This window comes from Alkalicoccobacillus porphyridii, assembly GCF_007293315.1.
GTDB lineage: Bacteria > Bacillota > Bacilli > Bacillales > Bacillaceae_D > Alkalicoccobacillus > Alkalicoccobacillus porphyridii.
The window spans coordinates 1-255 of sequence record NZ_VLXZ01000308.1 but is presented as its reverse complement, the minus strand read 5'-3'; the positions used below and the strand labels follow the sequence as shown (position 1 = coordinate 255).

The following is a 255-nucleotide window of genomic DNA, read 5'->3' as shown; positions in this document are numbered from 1 at the left end:
GGGCGCATACCGATGCCGTTTTACGTATTGAGCGCGGCGGATTGAAGTCGCCGGAGGCGTCAGAAGGGGAGATAGCGCCACGGCTGCTGTTAGATGGCGAGCCGTTGGCGTTAAGTGGTGACAAGTGGCGGATTTCACCATGGTTATTAGTAACCGATGATACGGCAACCATCACCGCGTTTTTGCAGATGATTCAGGAAGGGAAGGCAATCACCTTACGCGATGGCGATCAGACCATTTCTCTGAGTGGCTTAA

General features: G+C 53.7%; 1 protein-coding gene. It reads left to right on the top strand.

Going from position 1 to position 255, the window contains the following annotated elements; all coding sequences use genetic code 11:
• Positions 1 to 255: DUF1176 domain-containing protein (locus FN960_RS24410; protein ID WP_221936872.1), on the top strand; the 255-nt coding region annotated here is incomplete at both ends.